The sequence below is a fragment of the Micromonospora sp. NPDC050200 genome (assembly GCF_040656135.1).
GTDB lineage: Bacteria > Actinomycetota > Actinomycetes > Mycobacteriales > Micromonosporaceae > Micromonospora.
Genome location: NZ_JBFALG010000003.1, coordinates 73,886 through 98,154 on the forward strand (window position 1 = coordinate 73,886; position 24,269 = coordinate 98,154).

Here is a 24,269-nt window from a genome sequence, read left to right on the forward strand (position 1 = left end):
GCTGGGAGGCGTCGCATGAAGAACCGTCCCCGTGGCGGTCTGGGTAAAGGGCTCGGGGCACTGATCCCGACCGGGCCGGCGCCGGAGGTGCCGAGCACCACCATCGCCGCGCCCGCCGCGCCTGACACCGGGCGTACGGCGGTTGAGGCTCCCGTCGAGACGGTGACCGCGCCGGTGGCCACGCTGCCGGCCAAGTCCGAGCCCCAGCTGAGCCCGGTGCCAGGTGCCCGCTTCGCCGAGATCCCGGTCGACGCGATCGTGCCGAACCCCAAGCAGCCCCGCCACGTCTTCGACGAGGACGCGCTGGAGGAGCTGAAGACCTCTATCCAGGAGGTGGGCTTCCTCCAGCCGATCGTCGTCCGCCAGCTCGACGCCGAGAAGTACGAACTCGTCATGGGCGAGCGTCGGTGGCGGGCCGCCCAGGCGGTGGGCCGGGAGAGCATCCCGGCGATCGTCCGGGACACCAAGGACGACGCGATGCTCCGGGACGCCCTCCTGGAGAACATCCACCGGGCGAACCTCAACCCGCTGGAAGAGGCTGCGGCCTACCAGCAGTTGCTGGAGGAGTTCGGCGCCACCCACGAGGAGCTGGCCCGGCGGATCGGCCGGAGCCGGCCGCAGATCTCCAACACCATTCGCCTGCTGAACCTCCCGGCGCAGGTGCAACGCCGGGTCGCCGCCGGCGTGCTCTCGGCGGGGCACGCCCGGGCACTGCTGAGCCTCGACGAGGCAGAGGCGCAGGAACAGCTCGCCCTCCGGATCGTCGCCGAGGGCCTGTCCGTACGCGCGACCGAGGAGATCGTGGCGCTCGCACTCAGCGACGGGCCGGCGAAGACCCCGGCGGCGAAGCGGCGTACCAAGCCGGAGGCCCCGGCGCTCACCGATCTGGCCGACCGGCTCTCCGACCGCTTCGACACCCGGGTGAAGGTCGACATCGGCCGGAGCAAGGGCAAGATCACGATCGAGTTCGCCACGGTGGACGACCTGGAGCGGATCGTGGGCATCATCGGCGTGGATGAGCAGGAGCCCGAGAGCTGACCGCTCGCTCGTTCCGTCGCCCGGCCGCGTCGCCCCTCGGGGCACGCGGCCGGTTCGTTCCCTCCCGATCTCGATGCCTCGCGTGGGCGGCGGTTCCGAGGTGAGGCCGAGTGGCCTGAGTGGCCGGTGTCGGACGCCAGCGGATGCCGGCCGGGTTGCCTGGCCTGTCGGGCGGGCAGCAGCCGCCAGTGCTCCGGTCGGCCCGGGCACCGTGATCGTCCCGTCGCCGGCGTGAGTCTCGCCGCCTGCGCCAAGCGCAGGCGGCGAGGTGCCGTGGTCGGTGAGGCCGAGGAGTGGGTTCCCCGTTTCACGTGAAACGGTGGCCGGGATCTGCGGCTCAAGGTGTGCGGTGCGGTCGTGTGAGTGGGGGCAGCCGGTCGTGGCCTGGTGATGGTGTGATGCCGGGAGCTCGGGCGGTGCGGCTGAATCTGAGAATTGTCGGCGGCCCTCCCCGGACGCCGGTGCGATCCGGGGGCTTCGTTGCTGACTGGGCGGCGTTGGCGATGGGGTGCTCCGGGCTGTCGGGACGTGGCCGCGCTGGGCTCGAGGCCTGGACCAGGTCCGCGTACGACGCCCCCTTTGAAATTCTTGGTCGAGCATCTTGGCTGCGAGCCCCGGTGTCCGGCCGGTCTGCCACGGGGGGAGCTGGGCGGGCAGAGACTCGAGTGTCGCTACTTCTCGTCCTTTGGCTTCCGCTGTGATCGGGCTTCACCCGCCGAGGGGGCCGATCTGAGATCGGCGGCGTGGCGGACAGCGGGTCGCGCGGGGGCGCTACGCGGGCGTGTGAGCGGATAGAAGCGTCCAGGCGTCTACGGGTGGCCGCCGGACGTCTTCTCCGCTCCACGGCGATTGAGGGTGCCTTGCCGGTCACCTCCTGGGAATAAGGGGCCTTGCGTCAGCGACTTGCGGTTCTCACCCGGCCACCGCCGCCGAGCGTCCGCGTTTCACGTGAAACGCGGACGTGGGAATGCAGTAGCGGGGATGCCTGGTGCCGAGGCTTTCGCCGGGGTCGGCTCGGCCCCGCCTGCTCCGCCCCACGGCCGGCGCCCCACGGCCGGCGCCCCACGCCGGCGCCCCACGGCCGGCGCCGACTCGGCGCCGGCGCACTCGCGCTGATTTTTGCTGGACCCGTTCCGGCGCGTTGGAGATCGCACGATGGCTGGCACCCTGATCTCACCGGCAACGCCACCGGCCCGGTCCTAGTGGTCCCAACGGTCCCAGCGAATCCTGTCGTAGCCACCGGCGCCGGCGCTGACAACCCTGGCATCGTCCCAGCGATCCCCGCATTCTCGGGGCCCGAGCGGTGACCGCTGCTGCCGTCACTGCGTCACTGAATGGCTCGCGCGACGCCCCCACCGCGCGATGCCTCCACAGATCGGCACCCGACGTCACGGCGCATCCGACGTTCACAACCCGCACCGGACGGCCCGACACCCGAGCGGCTCGAGCCCGACGCCGACGTCGCGCCCGCCGACCGATGCCGCGGCGGGTCCCTGGCGTACGCCGGCCGGTGCCGCCGCGGAAAACCCCGCATGCGCCGGCCGGTGCCGCCGCCGATACCCGGCACCTGACGCCTGGCCTGACGTCCGATGCCCACGGATCCGGTCCGTACCGCCGCAGTCCTTCCGCTCGCGGCGTTCCACGTGAAACAAGCAGGGCGCCCTCGCGCGACACTCATGGATCACTCCGCCGTCGATCTGACATTGCGCGATGGCGTAGGTAACGACGGGATCGGGGACGGCTCAGCCGGGCCAGCAGAGGCGCGGGTCACTTGCGGAGGGATCGGGCATGAGGGTGTCGGGCGCCGCTGAAGCCGGCTTCGGTGGGGCCGCGTCCACCGCGGGCCGTACCGAGAAACAGGGTTCCTGCCAGCAGCCGACCGGCGCTTCGATCGTTGGGAGAAACGGGCCCGCCAGGCCTGTGGTTGAACTTGTGGATTGCGGCCAGGGTTATCCACAGCGGTTTTCCACAGGCACCCCCCGTTTCACGTGAAACACGCTGTCAGACGGCGTGCCAGCCTGTGGATGACGTGCCGTGGTGGTGATCTCACCAGCCTGTGGACAACTGCTCTCCGAGTGGATTCCGAGCGCCAACGGTCGGGGTTCCCGCGACCCGCGAGAGGTCCTCACGATCGCCGACGTTCGGGTGGGGACACCGGTCTCAGACTCGGTTAGGGTCAGCCTCGTGCACGACACCCCTCCCGCAGTCCCGGATTTCACCCAGTGGCCCTCCTTCCCCTTCGAGGGCGACCTCCGCGTCAAGCACCTCGATGAGCCGGTCCCGGTCGAGCCGCCCCGCAAGGGCGAAGGGCACCGGGAATGCACCGCCTGCAACGCCCCCGACGACGCCTACATCTGGGTGGGTGAGCGATGGCGGGTACGCGCCATGGACCGCCCCACCGGCCTGCCGATGGTGCTGATCCTGGAGTCCCGCTCCCATCTCGACCTCGGAGACCTTCCCAACCTGCTCGCCGCCGAGCTGGGGGTCATGACGGTACGGCTGGAACGCGCTATCCGGTCGCTGGACGGGGTTGGTCGGGTACACGTCAACCGGTGGGGCGACGGGTCGGCGCACCTGCACATGTGGTTCCTGGCCCGGCCGTACGGGCGGCTCCAGCTGCGGGGCACCTTCCTGTCGCTGTGGGACTCGATCCTCCCGCCCATCTCCGAGTCGCAGTGGCGCGAGAACCTGGCCATGGTGGCGGCCTGGCTCGCCGAGTTCGGTGGCCGCCCGCTGGCCGAGCCGCCGCGCATCCAGTGGCAGGCACCGTCCAGCCTGTCCGCGCAGGCCTCCCGCGAGGAGGAAATCGCGGAGGAGGAGCCGGTGTCGGTGATCGAGTCGGACGAGGAGATCCCCGTGCCGGCGGACGACGCGAGCGACGGCGCCAACGCCGAAGATCGCGACGGAACCGGCGATGCTGGTATCGGCGGCGGCGCGAGGAACGCCAGGGCGAGCCACGATGCCACGGCGAACGACACCGAGGACAGCGACGACTTCCAGAACAGGAATGACGCGGACGGCCCGGCCGCCGCGGAGTCCCACCGAGGGACCGAGCCCGCCAGGTAGGCCAGCAGGAACGACGGGACGGCCGGGCGCTGCCGAGGAACGACGCCGACGCCCCGGGCGGGCAGGAACGACGCCGACGGCCCGGGTGCCGTGGAGTCCCGCCGGGGAACCGGGCCCGCGAGGTAAGGCGGGCCCCGGGCGGTCTGAAGCTCGCCACGGGGCCTGCCCGACGGGCCGGGCGGTGCGGGCCGGGACGTCCCGCTGCGGCATGCTGCCGGCCACCCCGACGCGTCGGCCGGTCGTTGGGCACGGTCACGGCACCCGCCGGCCGGGTCGTCGAGCGCGCTCCGGCCAGCCGAGGCGCACGATCACCGGACGTGTCGCTTGCTGGTCGACCCGATCCCCGGGAAGGGTCAGCGCCCCCTCAGCGGCCGGGGCGCGCCGCGCAGGATGCTGAGGGGGGCCAGGCAGGCCAGGCGCGGGCGTTGGCGACCGCAGGAAGCGGTCAGCCGCGCCTGGCGGCGGCGCGGCTGACCAGCGACCCCAGCACCCGCCCGAAGTCCAGCCCGGCCGCCTGGATCGCCAGCGGCAGCAGCGACGTCTCGGTCATGCCCGGCGAGACGTTCACCTCCAGCACGTGCGGTCGGCCGTCGGCGTCGACGATCAGGTCGACCCGGGACAGGTCGCGCAGGCCCAGGGCGCTGTGCGCCGCCAGTGCCACCTCGGTGACCGTGTCGGCGACGGCGCTGTCGAGCCGGGCCGGGGCGTGCCAGGTGGTACGCCCGGCGGTGTAGCGGGCCGCGTAGTCGTACACGCCGTTGCGCGGCACGATCTCCACTGGCGGCAGGGCGCGCGGGCCGGCACCGAGGTCGACCACGGAGACCGCCACGTCCATGCCGGGCACGTACCGTTCGACCAACGCCGTCGAGTCGTACGCGAAGCAGCCGACCATCGCGGCGGGGAGTGCCGCGGCGTCCCGGACCACGGCGGCGCCCAGGCCGGAACCGCCCTGGGCCGGCTTCACCATCAGCGGCAGCCCCAGCCGGTCCACAATCCGGTCGAGCACCGCCACCGCGCCCAGCTCGGAGAAGCGGTCGTGCGGCAGCGCCACCCAGTCGGGGGTGGGAATGCCGTTCTCCCGCAGCACCGCCTTCGCCGACGGCTTGTCCCAGGCGAGCCGGGAGGAGCGGGCATCGCAGCCGACGTACGGCACGCCGCAGAGGTCGAGCACGCCGCGCAGCGAGCCGTCCTCGCCGGTCGCCCCGTGCAGCGCGATCACCACCGCGTCCGGCGGGTCGGCGGCCAGTGCGGGCAGCAGCGCCACGTCGGCGTCCCGCAGCTCCGCCTCCACCCCGACGGCGCGCAGCGCGTCGAGCACCCGGCGGCCGGAACGCAGCGAGACGTCCCGCTCGTAGGAGAGTCCACCGGCGAGCACCAGCACGTGCAGGTCGGAGATGACGGCGGGATCGGTCACGGGGGATGCCCCGGCAGAGGTCACGACCATGCCGGAATCATGCCAAGTCGGGTCCCGGCGCATCCGCGCCGCCCTGCCGCCGGCGCCCGGCCGGGGTCACCGCGCCGAAGACCCGGCGCATGGCGATGTCCTGCTCCATCACGCCGGCCAGCCGGCGGACGCCCTCGCGGATCCGCTCCGGCGACGGGAAGGAGAAGTTGAGCCGCATGTTGCCGGTGCCGGAGCCGTCCGCGTAGAAGCCGGTGCCCGGCACGTAGGCGACCCGGGCGGCGATGGCGCGGGGCATCATCGCCTTGGCGTCCAGCCCGTCCGGCAGGTTCGCCCAGACGAACAGGCCACCGGCCGGGGTGGTCCAGGTGGTGCCGGCTGGCATCAGGTCCTCCAGCGCGGTGAGCATCGCGTCCCGCCGCTCCCGGTAGACCTCCCGGTAGACCTTCAGCTGCTCCCGCCACGGCATCGTCGACAGGTACGTCGCCACGGCGGCCTGCGCGTAGCCGCTGGGGCAGAGGATCTGCGCCTCGCTGGCGATCACCAGCTTGTCGCGGACCGCGTGCGGGGCCAGGATCCAGCCGACCCGCAGGCCCGGAGCGAAGGTCTTGGAGAAGGTGCTCAGGTAGAAGACCCCGTCGCGGCGGCGGGCCCGCAGCGGCGCGGGCGCCTCCCCCTCGAAACCGAGCTGACCGTACGGGTCGTCCTCCACCACGAGCAGGCCGGCGCGCTCGCAGATGTCCAGCACCCGCTCGCGGCGCTCCTCGCTCAGCGTCACGCCGGTCGGGTTCTGGTAGGTGGGGATGGTGTAGAGGAACTTCACCCGCCGCCCGGCGCGGGCCAGGTCGGCGATGGCCACCTCCAACGCCTCGGGGACCAGCCCCTCGTCGTCCACCGGCACGTGCGCCACCTGGGCCTGGGCGGCCTGGAACACCCCGAGCGCGCCGACGTACGTCGGGCCCTCGGCGAGCACCACGTCCCCCGGGTCGAGGAAGAGCCGGGCCACCAGGTCGAGCGCCTGCTGGCCGCCGACGGTCACCACCACGTCCTCCGGGGAGGCGCCGCAGGACGCGTCGATGCCGGAGAGCGCCATCACCTCGCAGATCCGCTCGCGCAGTTCCAGGGTGCCCTGGCCGATGCCGTACTGGAGGGTGGTGGCGCCGTGCTCGGAGCCGAGCTTGCCCAGCATCTCGCCGACCGCGTCGAGCGGCAGCGCGGCGATGTAGGGGGCCCCACCGGCGAGCGAGACGACCTCCGGGCGGCTGGCCACCGCGAAGAGTGCCCGGATCTCCGAGGCGGTCATGCCGCGGACGCGCCGGGCGTACCGGTCGGTGTAGTCGTCGAGCGTCGTGCCGGTCATGACATCACCTCGATCGGGTGTCGGTCGGGCTCCCGCCCCGTGTGGTACCCGCGGAGCCGACGACCATGGCGACGCGGGACGCCGGTTGGTCGATCCTAGTCCGCGGCCGGCGCGCCGGAGCCGCTGACCTGGGGTGGTTCCACATCCCGGACCCGGCGTACCCGGCTCGGGTGGCGGTTCGCGCATCCCCTCCCGTACCGTCGGCGGACGGCGTACGATCGCTCGTCGGGGGGCAGGAAGGCGGCGGCGTCGTTCCGCGCTGGTTTCACCTCCGAGCCTATTGTGGGGATGCGCCAATGTCGCGACGTCTGGTCAGTCTGACCCTCGACACTCTGGAAGACCTGCCCCGACCGTGCCGGCAGTGCGTCTACTGGGAGCTCGACCCGGTCTCCGCCGACCGAGCCTGCGCGGCCGGCGACCCCGGTCTGGAGAAGGAGGCCTGGGTCTCCCAGACCCTGCTCGAATGGGGTTCCTGCGGCAAGCTGGTCTACGTCGACGGCATGCCCGCGGGCTTCGTCATGTACGCCCCGCCGGCGTACGTCCCCCGCTCGATGGCCTTCCCCACCTCGCCGGTCTCCGCCGACGCGGCGCTGCTGATGACCGCCAACGTGGTGCCCTCCTTCGCCGGTGGCGGGCTGGGCCGGATGCTCGTCCAGGGCGTCGCCCGGGACCTCACCAAGCGGGGCATCAAGGCGATCGAGGCGTTCGGCGACGCGAAGTTCGGCGACGGTGACGACGCGACCCGGGCCTGCGTCGCCCCCGCCGACTTCTTCCTCTCGGTGGGCTTCAAGACCGTCCGGCCGCACCCCCGCTACCCCCGGCTGCGCCTGGAGCTGCGCACCGCGCTGAGCTGGAAGTCCGACGTCGAGTACGCGCTGGAGAAGTTGCTCGGTTCGATGAGCCCGGAGACCCTGCTCCGCCCGGTACGCCCCGCCCCGGCCACCCGCGCCACCACCGGCTGAGGCGGAGCGCACGCCGGCTGGGGCTGAGGCGCACGCCGGGCCGGGGCTGAGGCGCACCGGCGGAGCGGACGCAGGCGGCTGGGGCGTGCCCGGGAGGGCGTCTCAGTCCACCACCGCGCCGGCGGCCACCACCGCACGCAGTTCGCTGACGTCGATCGAGCCGGTCGGCACGTCCCGCTCGATCGGAAAGAACATCCGCTGCACGGCGGCCACGATCGCCTCGACGACCCGGTCCCGGAACCGGGGGTCCACCAGCCGGGCCCGGTCGCGGGGGGAGGTGAGGTAGCCGACCTCGATGCGGACCGCCGGCATCCGGGTCAGCCGCAGCAGATCCCACGCCTTGGCGTGGGTACGGCAGTCCCGCAGCCCGGTACGTGCCACGATCTCCCGCTGCACCAGCCCGGCGAGCCGCTCCCCGGTCGCCGAGGTGACGCCGTTGTCGGTGCCGTAGTGGTAGGTGGCCACCCCGTCGGCCTCGGGGTTGGCGTGGCCGTCGGTGTGCAGCGAGATGAACACGTCCGCGCCGAGGGAGTTGGCCAGCTGCGCCCGGTCCACGTCCGGCAGGCAGGTCGCCGGTGCCGGGCCGCGGGTGAGCTGCACCCGTACGCCGGCGGCGGCCAGCCGCCCCTCCAGCCGGCTGGCCAGGTCGTGCACCAGCTCCGCCTCGGTCCAGCGCAGCGGACCGTCCGGCACCACCACGCCCGGGTCGGTGCCGCCGTGGCCGGGGTCGATCACCACCGTCCGCCCCACCAGGGCCGGCCCGGACTGCCGGATCGCGTCGGACTCGCGCAGCCACTGCGGCCGGCCGCCGACCACCTTGCGACCGAGGCGGCGCAGCGCGCCCATGGTGTGCGGGCCGCAGGAGCCGTCCGGCTTCAGCCCCACCTCGCGCTGGAACTGGGCCACCGCGCGGGAGGTGCGGATGCCGTAGATGGCGTCGGCGCGGCCCACGTCGTACCCCATCTCCAGCAGTCGCTCCTGGAGCGACCGGACGTCCTCGCCGCAGAGAGGTTCGGGCACCGCGTGGTAGAGGGTGCGGGCGCCGAGCCGCCAGCGGGCGGCGTCCAGGGCCCGCCAGGTCTCCGCGCCCACCCGCCCGTCGACGCTGAGCCCCCGGGACTGCTGGAAGGCGCGGACGGCGCGCTCGGTGGCGGTGTCGAACTCGTCGCCGGTGGCACACGGGAGCAGGTCGAGGCCGGTCAGGACCGTGCGGATCTCCGTCACCGCGGGCCCACGGTCACCGGGTCGGATCGGACGCACGCACGACCCCCTCTGCACGGATGCTGGCTGGCCGGGCGCCACGGTCGCGCGACCGGACTCCGACGGGATGCTCTCCGCCTAGCGGATGCTTACGGAGCGTACCGTGGCCGGTGCCGGGCCACCCCGGGTTCACCCAGCTCACGGCCCGGGACGACGGAACCCCCCGCACCCGGGGAGGGTACGGGGGTTCCGGTGGTACGAGCGTCAGAGCGCCGACTCGATCAGCCGGACCAGTTCGCCCTTGGGCTTGGCGCCGGCGATCGACTGCACCGGCTCACCGTTCTTGAAGATGGTGAGGGTCGGCACGGACATCACCCGGTAGGCGCGGGCGGTCTCCGGGTTCTCGTCGATGTTGAGCTTGACGATGGTGACCTGGTCGCCCATCTCGCCCGCGATCTCCTCCAGCAGCGGGGAGACCTTGCGGCACGGCCCGCACCACTCGGCCCAGAAGTCCACCAGCACCGGCTTGTCGGACTTCAGCACGTCAGTGGCGAAGTTCGCGTCGGTGACGACCTTTGTTGCTCCCACTATGACCCTCCTCCGGGACGTTCGTTCTCTGTTGTTCAGCCCTGCAGCGTGGCGATGAAACGCTCGGCGTCGAGGGCGGCGGCGCAGCCCGTGCCGGCCGCCGTGATGGCCTGCCGGTAGGTGTGGTCCACCACGTCGCCGGCGGCGAAGACACCCGGCACGCTGGTCCGGGTGCTCGGCGCCTGGACCGTCACGTACCCCTCGTCGTCCAGCTCCACCTGCCCCCGGAAGAGCTCGCTGCGCGGGTCGTGGCCAATCGCCACGAAGACGCCGGTCACGTCGAGCACCTTGATCTCGCCGGAGTGCACGTCACGGACCCGCACCCCGCTGACCTTGCCGTCGTCGCCGAGGATCTCCTCGACGGTGGTGTTCCACTCGACCTTGATCTTGTCGTTGCTGAGCGCGCGGTCGGCCATGATCTTGCTGGCCCGGAACGAGTCGCGCCGGTGGATGATGGTGACCGAGTCGGCGAACCGGGTGAGGAAGCTCGCCTCCTCCATCGCGGAGTCGCCACCGCCGACGACGACGATGTGCTGGCCGCGGAAGAAGAAACCGTCGCAGGTGGCGCAGGACGACACGCCGTGGCCCAGGTACTCCTGCTCACCGGGCACGCCCAGGGGACGCCAGGCCGAGCCGGTGGAGAGGATGACGGCCCTGGCCCGGTAGGCGGTCTCACCGACCCACACGGTGCTGACCGCGTCCGAGCCGATCATGCCGGTGTCCTGCAGCTCGACCCGGGTGACGTCGTCGGTGAGGAACTCCGCGCCGAACCGCTCGGCCTGCTTGCGCATGTTGTCCATCAGCTCGGGGCCGAGGATGCCGTCCGCGAAGCCGGGGAAGTTCTCCACCTCGGTGGTCGTCATCAGGGCGCCACCGGACTGCACACCCTCGATGACGAGCGGCTTGAGGTTGGCGCGCGCGGCGTAGACCGCCGCGGTGTAACCGGCCGGCCCGGAGCCGATGATGATCAGGTTGCGGACCTCGTCCACTGCCGTCTCCCGATGTGTGTGTTCGACATCCGTTCCCGGCTGACCTGCCGCCGGGACGACGCCGATCCGAGTGCCGACGGCTCAGCGACGCCGGCGACTGACTTGCAGAACGTCATCGTACGAACCGGGGATTCCCGAACCGGTCATCCGGTGGGTCACGTCACGCGGCGACGGACGACCGTGATCGTGGCCTCACCCTACCCGCGCCTGGTAGCGCGTGTCCGCGCCGGATCCCGGCACGCCACACTCCGCGCCGCTCGCCCAGGCCCAGCGCTGCCCGGACGGGTCGACGAAGCGGAGCACCAGCGCCGGCTCCCCCTGGAAGGTGGCGTAGTCGAGCAGCTCCACCGTGATCCGCCCCCGTCCGTGCTCGGCGCTGACCTCGGCGAGACAGGCGTCCAGCGCGCCCGGGGCGGCGAGCCGGTCGAGCCCACCGGGGGACGGTCGTCGGCCCTCCTCGGGGACATTGTCGATCGATGCGCCGCCGGGTGCGAGCCCCGGGTCGGCGCTGGCCACCCGGGGCAGCACGGTCGTGGCGGCGTCACCGGCCAGCGCCTGCGGCGTCCAGTCGGTGCCGCTGTGCTGCGCCGTGCCGGTGACCCGGAACAGCGCCGCCGCGGGGGCGCCGCCCCGGCTCTCGGCGACCGTGGTGTCCGCCGCGCCGCCGACCCCCGACCGGTCGAGCAGGTGGTCGACGCCGAGCCCGACGGCCGCGAGTGAGGCCGCGGCGAGCGCCACCGGAGCGGCGAGCCGCGCCCAGCGCCGGCGCCGTCGGCCGGGCCCGGTCGCGTCGCCCCGCCGGGCCCCGGCGGTACGCCCCGCACCCGGCCCGGGCTGCGTCGGCACCGGCTGCCGGGCGCCCTGCCCACCGGACGGCGCGACGGGACCCGCCGGGGCGGTGTGCGCGTCGGGATCTGGGGCGTCGGTCGGGGCGGGCCCGGCGCCGGCCAGCGCGGCGGTGAGCCGGTCGACGACCGCGAGCGGCATCGGCGGGGCCGGCTCGGCCCAGCCGGCGAGCTCGGCGCGGACCCGGGCGACGGCGGGCGCCAGGGCGGCGTACGCCTCGGCCCAGGCCGGATCCTCCTCGATCAGCCGCGCGACGGACACCTCCTCCGGGGTGCCGTCCAGCGCCCCGCCGACGTAGTCGGCGAGCAGGTCGTGGTCGACCCCGCTGAACTCCCCGGTTGTCACGCGTCCTCCTGGTGGGCGTCCCGTCGGGAGTGCCCCGACCCCGATCCGACGCCCTCCGGCGCCCGTGGGTTCCCGAGGGTGACGCCGGGCACGCCCCGGCCGGCGGTCGGGGCGGCGTCGGTGGAGCCGGTCCGCAGGTGTCCCAGCTGGACGGCCAGCCGGGCCCGGCCGCGGGCGCAGCGGCTCTTCACCGTCCCCTCGGCGACGCCGAGGATCCGGGCCACCTCGGCGACCGGGTAGCCCTGCACGTCCACCAGGACGAGCGCGGCCCGCTGCTCGACCGGCAACGTGGCCAGGGCCTGCCGGACGACCAGCGCGGTGTCGTGGTCGGGGGCCGGGGCGGCCGGCTCGACCCCGCCGGAGCCGCCCTCGTCGCTGCGGGTGCCGTCGGGCAGCGGGACGGTCGGGTGCGCCTGGCGACGTCGGATCCGGTCCAGGCAGGCGTTCACCACGATCCGGTGCAGCCAGGTGGTCACGGCCGAGTCGCCGCGGAACCGCGCGGCGGCCCGGTGGGCGGAGAGCAGCGCGTCCTGGAGGGCGTCGGCGGCCTCCTCGCGGTCGCCGAGCGTACGCAGGGCCACCGCCCAGAGGCGGTCACGGTGCCGGTGGAAGAGTTCGGTGAAGGCGTCCCGGTCACCGGCGGCGTGGGCGCGGAGCAGTTCGATGTCGGCCGCTTCGGCGGGCGGGACCGGGCGCGGCGGTACGGCCGGCACCGCGTCGCCGGTCGCCGGATCGGGCGTACGCCCGCCGCGACCGGCCATCACCACGTCCGTCGGGTGCGGTGCCGGGCGCGCGGCGGACGGTTCACGACCCCTGGACCGTGATTTCCTGGACGCCGAGCTTCCAGCCGCCTCCACCGTCCTTCTCCGGCAGCTCGGTGATCCAGAAGAGCAGGTAGCGGTACGTCTTGTCGGCGTCGAAGCCGTTGAAAGTCATCTTGGTGCCGTCGTGCTCCTCGAACGGCTGCCCGATCCGGGTCGTGTAGGCCGCCGTCAGCTGCTTGTCGCCAGCGGAACTGGGCGGGAAGTCGGCGTCACCGGCGAGCAACTGGGCGGAGGCCCCGGTCGACGAGAGGACCGCCTGCACCGACTTGACCGTGTGTGGCGCGCCCAGGTCGATCCAGATGCCCATGCCCTTTTTGAGGCCGCCGAACTTGCCGTTGTTCCGGTAGGTCTGGGTCTCCCAGCCGTCGTCCTCGTCGCCGTCGATCACCTTCTCGGCGTCGCGCACCTCTTGGCGATCCCGACTGTCCGGGTCGATGATCCGGACGTCCTCGATGTTGAGCTTGTGCACGGCGGGGCCGGGCGGGGCGGCGTCGGTGGAGGGAACGCTGTTCGTCGGCCGGGCGACCGGCTCGGTGTCGGGCGACTTGTCATCGCCGCCCAGCGCGCTGATCCCGATCAGCAGCCCGACCAGGGCGACCGCCAGCAGGCCTGCGATGCCCACGGCGACCCTCCGCCCACCCGCGGCGGCCAGCGGGGACGGGTCGTCGCCCGGGTCGGAGGTGAAGCGGATCGTGCCGGTCTGGTCGAGGAAGTGGTCCTCGGCGGGGACGTCGAGCCGGGCCAGCTCGGCGGCGAGCACGTCCGACGAGGGCGGGGCGATCTCGGCGTCGAGCAGGTCCATGGTCAGGTCGTCGAGGTACGCCGGAACCCCGGCCCGGACCTGCCGGGGCGCGGCGATCGCGCCGCTGGCGTCCCGGACCGCGTCCGGGATGGCGGCCCGGCCGTGCCCGGCGGTCGCGCCGCGCAACGGGGCTTCGGCGTGCGGCCAGTGCCCGGTGAGGGCGAAGTAGAGGATGCCGCCGACCGCCCGGATGTCGTTCTCCTGGCTGTCCGCGCCGTCGGTGCGCGCGTCGGCCAGCACCACCCGGCTGTCGTCGCTGATCATCACGGTGCCGGGGTGCACGTTGCCGTGCACCATCCCGGTGGCGTGCACGGCGGCCAGGGCGCTGGCGACGGCGTTGCCGATGGCCGTGGCCCGGGCCGGGTCCAGCGGCCCGTCGGCGACCATTTCGCGCAGGGAGTTGCCGTCGACCCACTCGCGGACGACGTACGCCCGCTGGTCCTCGTCGATCGCGTCGTAGACGCCGACCAGGTTGGGGTGGATGACCCGGCTCGCGGCCACCGCGGCCTGGAGCATCTCGGTGGCCGAGTCGCCGCCCGGGTAGCGCAGCACGACCGCGACCGGTCGGCGCAGCACGACGTCGACCCCCCGCCAGACCAGCCGCCCGGCGCTGTCGTTGTTGATGTGCTCGACCAACTCGTACCGCTCGGCGAGGATCTCACCGGCCGTGGGAGCACCGAAGGTCATGACGGGCGGAGCGCTCTCCTCCGCCTCCTGACCCTCGCCGACCTGGGTCACCAGTCCTCCCTCGGTGATCGTGTCGATCGATGGACCCGTGCTGCTGGGCATGTGGCTTCCCGCTCTGCCGTCGAAGGAACCGGCCGGCGCGTCGACGCGTACGTCGGCCACCTGCCTTGTCCGTCGAGAGCGACCTTACCCGGACTGCCCGTCATACCGACATGTCATCTTCCCGCCGTACCCGGCGACGTGCCGGAAGTGGACGACCTCGCCCGGTTACGACCGTTGTCGGCCACGTTGCTGGCACATGTACCAACCAATCTAGAGGTTGACCGCAAGTAGTCGCAGCAGGGGCCGGCCCTGGTGTGGCGGTCCGGCGACGTCGCCTCAGGTTCCCTCCGAACGGCCCTCCATGCTCAGCCGTACGGTTGGTTGTCCACAGGCTGATCCGGTGGTTGACCGGGGAAACGCGGAGTTATCCACAGCCGCATCCCCAGGCTGATGATCCTCGTTCACGCTCTGTGCCGGGCGGCCCGTCGTCGCCCGCCCGACCCGGTCACCGGCCGAGCCGGCGGCGGACCATCCCGACCACCTCGGTGATCTCGCCGATCCGCAGCACCATGGCCAACCCCAGGTACGTCACGCCGATCACCGCGCCGCCGATGACCAGCTGGACCGCGGCGGCCACCCAGCCCAGGTCGGCCGGGTCGCCGGGGAGCAGGTTCACCACCAGCAGGCCGACCAGCGCCGCCCCGAGCGCGGCGACCAGCACCTTGCCCATGGTCCGCATGATGCCGCCGAGGCCGATCCGGCCCACCCGCGGTCGCAGCAGCATCGCCGAGATGACCGCCGCCGCCACGTACGAGATCGCGTTGCCGAGCATCATGCCGGCCGCTGCGAAGGTGGCCGAGAAGGCGACGAAGAGTCCCACCTGGAGCAGCACCCGCAGCGCCACCACCGGGATGTTGACCAGCGCCGGGGTCTTGGTGTCCGGCAGCGCGTAGAAGGCGAAGGTGAAGAGCTGGCTGATCGCGAACGGCACCAGACCCACGGCCGCGACCAGCAGCACGGTGGACGTGGCGCGGGCGTTGTCGCCGTCGAAGGCGCCGTACTGGAAGACCACCCGGGAGATCGGCCCGGCCAGGACCGCGTAGCAGACCGCGATCGGGGCGAGCACCGCCGTCACCATCCGGGTACCCCGGGACAGGTCGGCGGTGACGTCGCGGAAACGCCCGTCGGCGGCGGCGGCGCTCATCCGGGGCATCAGCGCGGTGATGATCGAGACGGCGATGATGCCGTGCGCCATCATCAGCAGCAGGAAGACGTTGTTGTAGATCAGCAGGCCGGCCCGGCTCTTGCCCTCACCCGCGTCCCCGGCCGCCCGGGTGAGCAGGTTGACCACCACGAACAGGCCGAGCTGGTTGACCGCCACGTAGCAGAACATCCAGGCGCCGAGCTGGGCCAGCTCGCGCAGCCCCAGCTCGCGGAAGTCGAACCGCCACTTCCAGCGGAAGCCGACCTTGCGCAGCGCCGGCAGCAGCCCGGTGGCCTGCACCGCCACGCCGAGCAGGGTGCCGCCGCCGACCAGCAGGATCTGGCCGGCGCCGAGGTCGGTCGGCTTCAGGGCCTTGGCTCCGTAGACCAGGATGTAGAGCCCGAACGTGCCGATGACCACCAGGTTGTTGAGGATCGGCGCCCACATCGGCGCGGCGAAGTGGCCCCGGGTGTTCAGCACCGCGGCGATCAGCGCGCTGACGCCGGTGAAGAACAACATCGGCAGCATCAGGTACGACAGGTTGTTGACCAGCCCGGTGTAGTTCTTGTCCTGGCCGCTGGCATAGAGGGTGGTCAGCACCGGGGCCGACACCATCGCGATCAGCGCGGCCGCCGCGAGCGTGATCACCGCGAGGGAGAGCAGCCGCTGCGCGTACGCCTCGCCCCGGTCCGGGTCGATCTTGCGGCGGCGGACCAGCACCGGGATCAGCACGCTGGTGAGCACGCCGCCGAGCAGGAACTCGTACACCTGGTTCGGCAGGAACTGGGCGGTGGTGTACGCGTTGCCGACCAGGTTGCCCAGCGCGGCGCCGATCATCAGGTTGCGGATGAAGCCCGTACCCCGACTGATCAGGCTGCCGACGGCCATCACCGCGCTGTTCGCCGCGGCGCTGGTCTCGGCCACCTGCTCCGGCGGCGGCGCGGTGGCCTCCACCGCCGGCTGGTTCAGCGGCTCGGCGGAGATGAAGGTCGCCTCGTCGGTCGGCGGGATGGCACCGTCCGGCGTGGCGTTCGCGCTGCGGTAGAGCCCGCCGCTCATCTCCTGCCTCCCAGGGGGTACGTCGGAGCCGGACGACCGGCCCGCACGCCCAAGACCTTAGTCACCTCGGGTCCCTTACCCGCGCCCGGCGGATCAGATCCCGCCCCCGCCCGATAGGCTGGCGATCCCATGTCCGAAGCTGCCTCCGCACCCCACGCCGCCGACCGCCGCGAGCTCACCGCCGCGCAGCGCAACGCCGTCGCCGAACTGCTCCGCGTGTCCCCGGTCGCCGACGAGCTCGGTCGCCGGTTCGCGCGCGCCGGGCACGAGCTGCACCTGGTGGGCGGTTCCGTCCGCGACGCCCTGCTCGGCCGGCTCGGCGAAGACCTGGACTTCTGCACCGACGCCCACCCGGACCAGACGCTGCGGATCATCAAGGGCTGGGCCGAGTCGATCTGGGAGACCGGCCGGGAGTTCGGCACCATCGGCCTCCAGCGCGACGGGCTCCGGCTGGAGGTCACCACCTTCCGCGCCGAGGCGTACGACCAGGTCAGCCGCAATCCGATCGTCGAGTACGGAACCAACCTCACCGACGACCTGAAGCGGCGGGACTTCACCATCAACGCGATGGCGGTCAGCCTCCCGGACCACCGGTTCACCGACCCGTACGGCGGCCTCGACGACCTCGCGGCCAAGGTGATCCGTACCCCCGGCACGCCCCGGGAGTCCTTCGGTGACGACCCGCTGCGGATGCTGCGGGCGGCCCGCTTCGCCGCGCAGCTGCGCTTCGCCGTGCACCCGGACGTCCACGAGGCGATGGCCCGGATGGCCGCCGACCTGGACCGGATCACCGCCGAGCGGGTCCGGGACGAGTTCACCAAGCTGCTCTGCGGTGCCGACCCGATCACCGGGCTGCGGCTGCTGGTCGACACCGGGCTCGCCGAGCGCTTCCTGCCCGAGCTGACCGGCCTCAAGCTGGAGATCGACGAGCACGCCCAGCACAAGGACGTCTACGAGCACACCCTCACCGTGGTCAGCAACGCGGTCTCCTTCGAGACCGACGGCTGCGACTTCGTGCTCCGGATGGCCGCGCTCATGCACGACGTGGGCAAGCCCGCCACCAAGTCGGTCGGGCCGGACGGCCGGGTCAGTTTCCACCACCACGAGGTGGTCGGCGCCCGGCTGACCAAGGCCCGGATGAAGGCGCTGCGCTACCCCAAGGACGTCACCGCGCAGGTGGTCGCCCTGGTCGCCCTCCACCTGCGGTTCTACGGGTACGGCCGGGGCGAGTGGACCGACTCGGCGGTGCGCCGGTACGTCACCGACGCCGGTGACCTGCTGACCCGGCTGCACAAGTTGACCCGGTCGGACTGCACCACCCGCAACCGGCGCAAGGCGGCCCAGCTCGCCGCCGACTACGACGCGCTGGAGGAGCGGATCGCCCGGATCGCCGCCGAGGAGGACCTCGCCCGGGTCCGCCCCGACCTCGACGGCAACGCGATCATGGAGCTGCTCGGCGTACCGCCGGGGCCGGTGGTCGGGCGGGCCTGGCAGCACCTCAGGGAGATGCGCCTGGAGCGCGGCCCACTGGAGCGGGACGAGGCCGAGGCGGAGCTGCTGCGCTGGGCCCACGAGCAGGGCATCGTCGAGCAGAGCTGACGACCGGGGCGCCGCCCACCGGGGACGGCGCCCTGGCCAGCTGGTCAGCGGGTCTCGACCGCGCTGCCCTCGACCGCGGACTTGCCGTTGCCCGCCGACGCCGGGCCAGCGGTGGACGCCGAACCGAGCCGGGCGAGCAGGCCGGCCAGGTCGATGCCGGTGAGGTCGGAGCCGAGCTGGAGGCCCTGCGCCACGTTGCCGGCCACCGACCTGGTCAGCGACGACGCGCCGTCGGTGGAGATGACGGTCATCTTGTCGATCGCGCCGATCGGGGCGCTGGCCGCCTCGACCACCTGCGGCAGCACCTTGACCAGCAGGTCCAGCACGGCCGCCTCGCCGTACGCGGCGAACGCCTCCGCCTTGCGGGCCATCGCGTCGGCCTCGGCCTGACCCCGGGCCAGGATGGCCGCGGCCTCGGCCTGGCCCTCCCGCTCGACCGCCTCGGCGATCGCGGAGCGCCGGCGCTGCTCGGCCTCACCCTCCTTGGCGCCCTCGATCGCGTTCGCCTCGGCGAGCGCCGCCCGGCGGGCCCGCTCGCCCTCACCGGTCAGCCGGGACTGCTCGGCGACGGCCTGGGCGGCGGCGATGGTGGCCTGCCGCTGCGCGTCGGCGTTGAGCACCGCCGCGTTGCGGGCCGCCTCGGCCTCCTGCTCCACCTTGTAACGCGCCGCGTCGGCGGGCTTGCGCACCTCGGTGTCGAGCTGGCGCTGCTTCAGCTCGGCGTTGCGCTCGGCCACCTTCTGCTGCTCGGAGAGGATCGCCTGGTCCCGCTCGGCCTGGGCGAGCGGGCCCGCCGCCGCGGACCTGGCCTTCGCCGCGTCGATCTCGGCCTGGATCGCGGCCTGCTTGAGTGAGAGGTTCCGGTTCGACTCGGCGATCGCCTCCTCGGCGAGCAGCCGCTCCTGCTCGGCCTGCTGGCGGGCGCGCGCCTCGGCGATGGCCGCGTCCTTGAGCACCCGGGCGGCCTCCGGCCGGCCCAGGTCCTGCAGGTAGGAGCCCTCGGCGAGGATGTCCTGGAGCTGGAAGGTGTCCAGCACCAGACCCTGGTTGGTCATCGAGTGCTCGGCCTCCTCGGCGACCGCGCTGGCGAACGCCGCCCGGTCCCGGATGACCTCCTCGACGGTGAGCCGGCCGACGATCGAGCGCAGCGCGCCGGCCAGCACCTCCCGGGTGAAGTTGTCGATCTCGTCCTGCTGGTGCAGAAAGCGCTGGGCGGCGGCGCGGATGGCGTCCTCGGTCCCGCCGACCTTGACGATCGCCACGCCGTGCAGGTCGGTGCGGATGCCCTGCTTGCTCACCGCCCCCCGGATGCCCACGTCGATGCGGCGGCTGGACAGGTCGAGCGACTGGAGCTTCTGCACCACCGGCAGCACGAAGACCGAGGCGCCGAGCACCACCTTCTGGCCCGACATGTCGGTGGAGCGACCACCGTCGGCGGTCTGGGTGGTCCGACCCTTGCGACCGGTGACGATGAACGCCTCGTTGGGACCGGCGACCTTGATCCGGGAGAGCACGAAGAGCACCAGGACGAGCGCCAGCAGGACCGCGCCGCCGACGGCGATGACAAGGAACATGGGCAGGTTCCGTCTCTGGGAAAGGGGTGAGGAGGGGGTTCAGTAGGTCTCGACGTGGACGCTGGTCTCGCTCAGCGCCTGCACCACGAAGATCTGCGCGCCGATCGGGATGGGATGGTCCGCGCGGGCGTTGAGCTTCACCGGCTGGCCGGCGACGCGTACCCGGACCTCGCCGTAACCGACGTCGGGCACCGGGGTGACCACCAGGCCGAGCGCGCCGACCAGGTCGTCCCGGGTGGGGGTGGGGTCGGTCCGCATGTCCCGGGCCGCCCGGCTCAGCCGGGCCGCGAGCCACGCGGTGGGCACGGCGGCGAGCGCGCCGCCGGCCACCGCCGCCGCGATCATCCCGGCGGTACGGCCACCGACCAGTTCGTTGACGATCGCGGCGCCGAAGCCGAACGCGCCGAGGAAGCCGGCGACCGCCTCGACCGACACCGGGCCGTCGACGTCGGCGTGGCCGAAGTGGAGCAGCTCGGCGCCGAGCAGGGAGAGCGCCAGCACGGCGACGCCCGCCCCACCGATGATCAGAAAGATGAACGTCCCCGTGGCCACGACCTGCACGGTATCGACGTCCCGCAACATTCCCGCGTGATCATCTAGGCGCGATGGCCGGCCGCCGGAGCGTCGTACCGGCGGGGAAGAATGAGGGGCATGCGCTGGACCGTGCTCGACTCGCCGATCGGGGAGTTCTCCGTGGCCACCGACGACGAGGCGGTGTGCGGCGCGCACTTCGGCCGGGTGGAGTCGGCGGCCGACGAGCCCGGTGACGAGCTGGCCCGGCGGGCGGTGGCGGAGCTGCGCGCGTACTTCGCCGGGGAGCTGACCGAGTTCGGGGTGCCGGTGGCGGCCCGGCGCGGCTCCGAGTTCGAGCGGGCGGTGTGGCGGGAGATGACCCGCATCCCGTACGGGGAGACGCTCACCTACGGCGAGGTGGCCCGGCTGGTCGGCGACCCCGGCGCCGCCCGGGCGGTCGGGGTGGCCTGCAACCGCAACCCGGTCCCGGTGCTCGTGCCGTGCCACCGGATCGTCGGCGCCGGCGGCAAGCTGGTCGGTTTCGGCGGTGGGCTGCCGCGCAAGGTGCGGCTGTTGGAGCTGGAGGCCGGGGTCGCCCTGCGCCGCGCCTGGTCCTGAATCCGACACCGGCGAAATCGACCGCAACCTTTGCGGTTGGTCGGAGGTCCTGCTGGCACAGGGCGACCTCGATCTCTCGACCGACGGGCGCCACCGCCACCCACCACACGGGGGATTCATCGTGAGCAACGATCAGGACCACACCGTCGGACGCCGTCACCTGCTGCGTCGGGCGGGCACCGTCGCCGCCGGCCTCGCCGGGACCGCCGCCGTCGGCGCGGCCGCCGCCGGCCCCGCCCAGGCCGCACCGGGCGACCCCGTGCTGCAGGGGCGGGTCAACGAGGCCGGCACGTCCACCACGCTGCGCGGTGGTTCGCACACCTCCGCGCCCCTTCGGTTGGAGAACAGCTTTGTCGAGACCGGCTCGGACGGTATCCCGATCTCCGGTCCGGCCCTGCGGCTGACGCCGACCGGAAGGGGCCTCGGTTGGAACTCCGAGGTGGGCTCGGTGTCGATGAGCACCTTCGGGACGATCTGGGTCGTCACCAGGCCGGGCCTGCCACCCATGGAGGGCAACTTCGTCGAGTACGTCCGGACGAATGCCAACTCGAACGAGCTGGTGCCGATCAAGCCGCAGCGGGTGATCGACACCCGGACCGCCGCCGGTCGGGCCCGCATCGTGAACCCCGCCGGCAACCTGGACAGCGCGGGCCGGCTGCTGCGCGGCCGCACGATTCAGGTCAACCTGGAATCCTACGTCCACATCGGCGAGGCCGTGTACGGCAACGTGACCGTCACCGGCGCGCTGGGTGCCGGTTTCCTGCAGATCTACCCGTACCCGGGGCCGCGTCCGGCGGAGTTCTCGACGATCAACTTTCAGGCCGGCCAGACGCTGTCGAACTTCTTCCTGACCGGGATGACCCCGGTGGACGACCAGATCTCCGTGCACGCGCAGCAGACCACCCACGTGATCCTCGACGTGGTCGCGTTCGTCGTGTCGTCCGGCAGCGTCAACCCGTCATTCCTGCCGGCCGACGGGGAGCGGGCGGCGGAGGACCGGCAGGCGCAGCTGGCCCGGCGGGCCAAGCCGTCCTGGGCGAAGTAGCACCGCGTACGCGACGAGGGCCGGGTCCGTGCGGACCCGGCCCTCGGCCGTGCTGGTGCGGGTGTGAGCCCGCTCCGGTGGTGGAGCGTCAGCGCTTCAGCGCTCGACCTCGCCCTTGATGAAGGACTCGACGGCGGCGTGCGCGTCGTGGTCGGCGTACTGCACCGGCGGGGACTTCATGAAGTACGACGAGGCGGAGAGGATCGGGCCGCCGATCTTGCGGTCCAGGGCGATCTTCGCGGCGCGGACGGCGTCGATGATCACACCGGCGGAGTTCGGCGAGTCCCACACCTCGAGCTTGAGCTCGGCGTTGAGCGGGGTGTCACCGAAGGAGCGGCCCTCCAGGCGGATGTAGGCCCACTTGCGGTCGTCCAGCCACGGCACGTGGTCCGACGGGCCGATGTGCACGTCGCTCTTGCTCATCTCGTGCGGGATCTGGGAGGTCACCGACTGGGTCTTGGAGATCTTCTTCGACACCAGGCGGGTGCGCTCCAGCATGTTCATGAAGTCCATGTTCCCGCCGAAGTTGAGCTGGTACGTGCGCAGCAGCTCCACCCCGCGGTCCTCGAACAGCTTCGCCAGCGCCCGGTGGACGATGGTGGCGCCGACCTGGCTCTTGATGTCGTCACCGACGATCGGCAGGCCCGCGTCCTCGAACTTCTTGGCCCACTCGGGGTCGGAGGCGATGAACACCGGCAGGGCGTTGACGAACGCGCACCCGGCGTCGATCGCGGCCTGGGCGTAGAACTTGTCGGCCTGCTCCGAGCCCACCGGCAGGTAGGACACGACCACGTCGACCTGCGCGTCGCGCAGCGCCCCGGCCACGTCGACCGGCGCGGCGTCGGACTCCTCGACGATCTCGCGGTAGTACTGGCCCAGGCCGTCGAAGGTCGGGCCGCGCTGCACGGTGACACCGGTCGGCGGCACGTCACACAGCTTGATGGTGTTGTTCTCGCTGGCCACGATCGCCTCGGCGAGGTCCATGCCCACCTTCTTGGCGTCCACGTCGAACGCCGCGACAAACTCCACGTCCGAGACGTGGTAGTCGCCGAAGGTGACGTGCATGAGACCCGGGACGCGGTCGTTCGGATCGGCGTTCCGGTAGTACTCCACGCCCTGCACGAGGGACGAGGCGCAGTTACCCACACCGACGATGGCGACGCGGACGGAGCCCATAGCGTCTGCCTCCTTCTTCTTCATCACGGCCGCTCTTTCCTGGACTCTCCAGGCGGGGGCGGGCTGTTGTTGTCTCGTCGGCCGCCGGCCGTCCCGGGTTGCGGGACTGTCGGGGCACGGCCGGAGCGCTCGTTGGCGATGAGCTCCTCCAGCCAGCGGACCTCGCGCTCACAGGCGTCGAGCCCATGGCGTTGCAGTTCCAGGGTGTACGCGTCGAGGCGCTCGGCCGCCCGGCCCAGCACGTCACGAAGGCCTTCGCGACGTTCCTCGATCGTGCGTCGGCGACCCTCCAGGATCCGGAGTCGGGTCGCCTGGTCGGTCCGGGCGAAGAACGCGAAGTGCACACCGAAGCCGGTGTCGTCGTACGTCTCGGGCCCGGCCTGGGCGATCAGTTGGGCGAAGCGTTCCTTGCCCTCCGCGGTGATCTTGTAGACCACCCGACCTCGCCGGCTGGTCAGCGCGGGAACCTCCTCGGCGGTCGCGGGTGTCTCGGCGGCTTCGGTGATCCATCCCGCCGCCTGCAGGCGGCGCAGGGTCGGGTAGAGCGAGCCGTAGCTGATCGCCGCCCGGATGGCTCCGAGCTTGGCGGTGAGCTCCTTGCGGAGTTCGTAGCCGTGCATCGGAGATTCCTGCAGGAGGCCGAGAATGGCGAGCTCGAGCACGGGCCATCCTTCCTACCCCCGGCGCAGGGCCGTTAACCGTCTCGATGTATCGGACCGATACATCGCACGTTAGTACCTCATCAGCGATCAGGGCAAACCTTCGTTCCGGGATGTTCATGTCACTCATCGTGACGGCGGTCGCCTCACCCGGCGGGACCGCGTACCCTTCACCGCATGCGTACGTCTCGCCGGGTGGTGGACTACTCGCTCCAGAAGCGGGCGGTGCTGCGTGAGCTCCTCGCCGGCCGGGTCGGCACGTACGACGTCTGCGACGCCTCGCCGTACCTGAAGAACGCCGCCAGGTTCCACGGGGAGCCGACCGAGGAGCGCTGCCCGATCTGCCGGAGCGAGAACCTCACCCGCGTCCATTACATTTACGGCGACGAACTCAAGCAGTCCGCCGGCCAGGCGCGCACGTTGGCCGAGTTGCCGGTGTTGGCGATGACGCTGCGTGAGTTCCAGGTCTTCGTGGTGGAGGTGTGCCTCGGCTGCGACTGGAACCATCTCGTCGAGCAGTTCCTGCTCGGCCGGGACGGGCTGGCCGAGGGCGGGTCGGAGCAGGGTGCGGTGGGCGGCGCGACCGCCCCCGGGGCCGGTCCGGCCCAGAAGAGAAGGCGAGAGGCGCAACGGTGAACCTGGCTGGACCGGTCGCAACCGGTGCCGTCGAC

At 72.4% G+C, this 24,269-nt stretch carries 20 protein-coding genes; 7 read left to right on the top strand and 13 right to left on the bottom strand.

Annotated features, from left to right (window positions below):
- Positions 1–15 precede the first annotated feature (15 nt).
- Together AB0I41_RS03395 and AB0I41_RS03400 are read left to right on the top strand one after the other, a co-directional pair.
- Positions 16–1,038 carry a ParB/RepB/Spo0J family partition protein gene (locus AB0I41_RS03395; RefSeq protein ID WP_357101336.1) on the top strand — a complete coding sequence of 341 codons (1,023 nt, stop codon included), beginning with the start codon at positions 16–18 and terminating at the stop codon, positions 1,036–1,038.
- A 2,184-nt stretch (positions 1,039–3,222) separates the two neighbouring features.
- Positions 3,223–4,104: a hypothetical protein gene (locus tag AB0I41_RS03400; protein ID WP_357101338.1), complete on the top strand. Its 882-nt coding sequence runs from the start codon at positions 3,223–3,225 to the stop codon at positions 4,102–4,104.
- Between the two features lie 445 nt (positions 4,105–4,549).
- Here AB0I41_RS03400 and AB0I41_RS03405 read toward each other — a convergent pair whose 3' ends face one another.
- Positions 4,550–5,518, bottom strand: a complete 969-nt coding sequence (locus tag AB0I41_RS03405; RefSeq protein ID WP_357101340.1) for a D-alanine--D-alanine ligase — start codon at positions 5,516–5,518, stop codon at positions 4,550–4,552.
- Positions 5,519–5,555: 37 nt separating this feature from the next.
- Complete coding sequence (locus AB0I41_RS03410) at positions 5,556–6,866, bottom strand: PLP-dependent aminotransferase family protein (protein ID WP_357101342.1); 1,311 nt, start codon at positions 6,864–6,866, stop codon at positions 5,556–5,558.
- Between the two features lie 296 nt (positions 6,867–7,162).
- On the opposite strand from AB0I41_RS03410, the gene AB0I41_RS03415 reads away from it, so the two are divergent.
- Positions 7,163–7,828: a GNAT family N-acetyltransferase gene (locus AB0I41_RS03415; protein ID WP_357101343.1), complete on the top strand. Its 666-nt coding sequence runs from the start codon at positions 7,163–7,165 to the stop codon at positions 7,826–7,828.
- 102 nt (positions 7,829–7,930) lie between these two features.
- On the opposite strand, the gene AB0I41_RS03420 is transcribed toward AB0I41_RS03415, so the two are convergent.
- The 7 genes from AB0I41_RS03420 to murJ all read right to left on the bottom strand — a co-directional run bounded on the left by AB0I41_RS03420 (position 7,931) and on the right by murJ (position 16,414).
- On the bottom strand, positions 7,931–9,088 hold the full coding sequence (locus AB0I41_RS03420; protein ID WP_357101345.1) for an N-acetylmuramoyl-L-alanine amidase: 1,158 nt from the start codon (positions 9,086–9,088) through the stop codon (positions 7,931–7,933).
- A gap of 204 nt (positions 9,089–9,292) precedes the next feature.
- Entirely contained in the window at positions 9,293–9,616 is a 324-nt protein-coding gene (gene trxA, locus AB0I41_RS03425) for a thioredoxin (protein WP_088959679.1), read from the bottom strand.
- A 35-nt stretch (positions 9,617–9,651) separates the two neighbouring features.
- Positions 9,652–10,605: a thioredoxin-disulfide reductase gene (gene trxB, locus AB0I41_RS03430; RefSeq protein WP_357101348.1), complete on the bottom strand. Its 954-nt coding sequence runs from the start codon at positions 10,603–10,605 to the stop codon at positions 9,652–9,654.
- Between the two features lie 192 nt (positions 10,606–10,797).
- Entirely contained in the window at positions 10,798–11,796 is a 999-nt protein-coding gene (locus tag AB0I41_RS03435) for a hypothetical protein (protein WP_357101350.1), read from the bottom strand.
- Positions 11,793–12,557 (bottom strand): RNA polymerase sigma factor SigM, encoded by a 765-nt coding sequence (sigM, locus tag AB0I41_RS03440; protein WP_357101351.1) that lies wholly within the window; start codon positions 12,555–12,557, stop codon positions 11,793–11,795. The genes AB0I41_RS03435 and sigM overlap by 4 nt, the downstream gene beginning before the upstream one ends.
- 43 nt (positions 12,558–12,600) lie before the next feature.
- On the bottom strand, positions 12,601–14,211 hold the full coding sequence (locus AB0I41_RS03445) for a protein kinase family protein (RefSeq protein ID WP_357101353.1): 1,611 nt from the start codon (positions 14,209–14,211) through the stop codon (positions 12,601–12,603).
- Between the two features lie 445 nt (positions 14,212–14,656).
- Positions 14,657–16,414, bottom strand: a complete 1,758-nt coding sequence (gene murJ / locus AB0I41_RS03450; protein ID WP_357101355.1) for a murein biosynthesis integral membrane protein MurJ — start codon at positions 16,412–16,414, stop codon at positions 14,657–14,659.
- Positions 16,415–16,543: 129 nt separating this feature from the next.
- On the opposite strand from murJ, the gene AB0I41_RS03455 reads away from it, so the two are divergent.
- Positions 16,544–18,013 carry a CCA tRNA nucleotidyltransferase gene (locus AB0I41_RS03455; RefSeq protein WP_357101357.1) on the top strand — a complete coding sequence of 490 codons (1,470 nt, stop codon included), beginning with the start codon at positions 16,544–16,546 and terminating at the stop codon, positions 18,011–18,013.
- Between the two features lie 44 nt (positions 18,014–18,057).
- Here AB0I41_RS03455 and AB0I41_RS03460 read toward each other — a convergent pair whose 3' ends face one another.
- On the bottom strand, positions 18,058–19,587 hold the full coding sequence (locus AB0I41_RS03460) for an SPFH domain-containing protein (RefSeq protein ID WP_357101359.1): 1,530 nt from the start codon (positions 19,585–19,587) through the stop codon (positions 18,058–18,060).
- A gap of 39 nt (positions 19,588–19,626) precedes the next feature.
- On the bottom strand, positions 19,627–20,169 hold the full coding sequence (locus tag AB0I41_RS03465) for a hypothetical protein (RefSeq protein WP_357101361.1): 543 nt from the start codon (positions 20,167–20,169) through the stop codon (positions 19,627–19,629).
- 69 nt (positions 20,170–20,238) lie between these two features.
- Here AB0I41_RS03465 and AB0I41_RS03470 point away from each other — a divergent pair, with 69 nt between their 5' ends.
- Positions 20,239–20,718 carry a methylated-DNA--[protein]-cysteine S-methyltransferase gene (locus tag AB0I41_RS03470; protein WP_357101363.1) on the top strand — a complete coding sequence of 160 codons (480 nt, stop codon included), beginning with the start codon at positions 20,239–20,241 and terminating at the stop codon, positions 20,716–20,718.
- A gap of 121 nt (positions 20,719–20,839) precedes the next feature.
- Positions 20,840–21,763, top strand: a complete 924-nt coding sequence (locus AB0I41_RS03475; RefSeq protein ID WP_357101365.1) for a hypothetical protein — start codon at positions 20,840–20,842, stop codon at positions 21,761–21,763.
- Between the two features lie 96 nt (positions 21,764–21,859).
- Here the strand turns inward: AB0I41_RS03475 and AB0I41_RS03480 are convergent, their stop codons facing one another.
- Together AB0I41_RS03480 and AB0I41_RS03485 are read right to left on the bottom strand one after the other, a co-directional pair.
- The gene (locus AB0I41_RS03480; RefSeq protein ID WP_357101367.1) at positions 21,860–22,939 is read right to left on the bottom strand and encodes an inositol-3-phosphate synthase; all 1,080 of its coding nucleotides are present in this window, start codon (positions 22,937–22,939) and stop codon (positions 21,860–21,862) included.
- A 23-nt stretch (positions 22,940–22,962) separates the two neighbouring features.
- Positions 22,963–23,601: a PadR family transcriptional regulator gene (locus tag AB0I41_RS03485; protein ID WP_334533803.1), complete on the bottom strand. Its 639-nt coding sequence runs from the start codon at positions 23,599–23,601 to the stop codon at positions 22,963–22,965.
- Positions 23,602–23,775: 174 nt separating this feature from the next.
- Here AB0I41_RS03485 and AB0I41_RS03490 point away from each other — a divergent pair, with 174 nt between their 5' ends.
- Entirely contained in the window at positions 23,776–24,234 is a 459-nt protein-coding gene (locus AB0I41_RS03490) for a DUF5318 domain-containing protein (RefSeq protein WP_357101369.1), read from the top strand.
- Positions 24,235–24,269: the final 35 nt, after the last annotated feature.

What these genes read in the sequence shown, in the direction of transcription:
- AB0I41_RS03490 (WP_357101369.1), top strand. Translation starts at nt 23,776, where the DNA reads ATGCGTACGTCTCGCCGGGTGGTGGACTACTCGCTCCAGAAGCGGGCG.
- AB0I41_RS03465 (WP_357101361.1), bottom strand. Translation starts at nt 20,169, where the DNA reads ATGTTGCGGGACGTCGATACCGTGCAGGTCGTGGCCACGGGGACGTTC.
- AB0I41_RS03410 (WP_357101342.1), bottom strand. Translation starts at nt 6,866, where the DNA reads ATGACCGGCACGACGCTCGACGACTACACCGACCGGTACGCCCGGCGC.
- AB0I41_RS03445 (WP_357101353.1), bottom strand. Translation starts at nt 14,211, where the DNA reads ATGCCCAGCAGCACGGGTCCATCGATCGACACGATCACCGAGGGAGGA.
- AB0I41_RS03480 (WP_357101367.1), bottom strand. Translation starts at nt 22,939, where the DNA reads ATGGGCTCCGTCCGCGTCGCCATCGTCGGTGTGGGTAACTGCGCCTCG.
- AB0I41_RS03415 (WP_357101343.1), top strand. Translation starts at nt 7,163, where the DNA reads ATGTCGCGACGTCTGGTCAGTCTGACCCTCGACACTCTGGAAGACCTG.
- sigM (WP_357101351.1), bottom strand. Translation starts at nt 12,557, where the DNA reads ATGGCCGGTCGCGGCGGGCGTACGCCCGATCCGGCGACCGGCGACGCG.
- AB0I41_RS03470 (WP_357101363.1), top strand. Translation starts at nt 20,239, where the DNA reads ATGCGCTGGACCGTGCTCGACTCGCCGATCGGGGAGTTCTCCGTGGCC.
- AB0I41_RS03455 (WP_357101357.1), top strand. Translation starts at nt 16,544, where the DNA reads ATGTCCGAAGCTGCCTCCGCACCCCACGCCGCCGACCGCCGCGAGCTC.
- AB0I41_RS03460 (WP_357101359.1), bottom strand. Translation starts at nt 19,587, where the DNA reads ATGTTCCTTGTCATCGCCGTCGGCGGCGCGGTCCTGCTGGCGCTCGTC.
- murJ (WP_357101355.1), bottom strand. Translation starts at nt 16,414, where the DNA reads ATGAGCGGCGGGCTCTACCGCAGCGCGAACGCCACGCCGGACGGTGCC.
- AB0I41_RS03395 (WP_357101336.1), top strand. Translation starts at nt 16, where the DNA reads ATGAAGAACCGTCCCCGTGGCGGTCTGGGTAAAGGGCTCGGGGCACTG.